Source organism: Streptomyces montanisoli (assembly GCF_017813245.1).
Taxonomy (GTDB): domain Bacteria; phylum Actinomycetota; class Actinomycetes; order Streptomycetales; family Streptomycetaceae; genus Streptomyces; species Streptomyces montanisoli.
The window spans coordinates 1-1,024 of the sequence record NZ_JAGIQL010000373.1 but is presented as its reverse complement, the minus strand read 5'-3'; the positions used below and the strand labels follow the sequence as shown (position 1 = coordinate 1,024).

The 1,024-nt window shown below is 80.6% G+C and carries 1 pseudogene; it reads left to right on the top strand.

The features are described from left to right. Positions 1–139: 139 nt before the first annotated feature. Positions 140–1,024, top strand: a pseudogene (locus JFN87_RS33220) (hypothetical protein); the annotation flags it as partial.

Sequence of the window (1,024 nt, the reverse complement as noted above, 5' to 3'; positions counted from 1 at the left end):
CCCCCCCCCCCCCTCCTTCTGAGGACAGAGAGGACACCGCCGTCCCGCCGGCGGCAGGCGTCCGGCCGTGCGCTCTCGCACCCCGCCGCGCCGGGCCCCGAGGCGCCGAGGGGCGCCCCCCGGCCCGCCCCCTTCCGACACCACGTGGCCGGACGCGGCCGAGCTGCTGCTCACGGCCCTCGCCCCGGGGCCCCGCCTGTGGGAGCGCGGTCCCGCCCACCCCCAGGCGCTGGTGGTCAGGCTGGGCACGGCGGACAGTCCTGACCGCCACGCGCCGGTGACGGTCGGCCTGCGGGAGGCAGGCTCGCTGGGCCTCGCGGGGCCACGCGCGCGCCTCGTCGGCCTCGCGCGCTCCGTGGTGGCGCAGCTCGCCGCCCTGCACCCGCCGTCGGAGCTGGAGATCGCGCTGATCACGACGGACCGCGCGCTCGGCGTCGAGCAGCGGCGGGCGGACTGGGGCTGGCTCGGCTGGCTGCCGCACGCCAGGCCGGGCCACGGGCAGGACTGCAGGCTGCTCCTCGCGTACGACAGGGACCAGGCGGCCGCCAGGGCCGCCGAGCTGAGCCGGCGGCTGGACGAGGGGCCGCTCGGCCCCGGCTGGGCGTCCGCCGAGCCGGGCGCGGTCGAGGCCGCCGCCCGGCGCCACACCGGTCCGAGGACGCTGCTCGTCGTGGACGGCGACCCGGGCTCGGCCGCGCTGCGCGAGACGACGGCGCGCCTCGCGCAGGCCGGTCCCGCGGCGGGCATCCATGTGCTGTGCCTGGCCGAGACGCCCGCCGCGTCCGCCGTCTCGTCCGTCACGGCCACGTACGACGCCGCCTGCGCGGCGTCGCTGCCGTTCCGCGAGTGCGGCGCCGCCGCGCTGCTCAGCGGGGACGTGGCGGGCGCGCTGCGGGTGCTGCGCACCGCGCCCGGGCAGCCCGCAGGCGAGGGCAGGGGCACGGTCTCCGTGGTGGACGCGGTGTCGGCGGCGTGGGCCGAGCGGTTCGGGCGGGCGCTCGCGCCGCTGCGTACGACGGTCGCC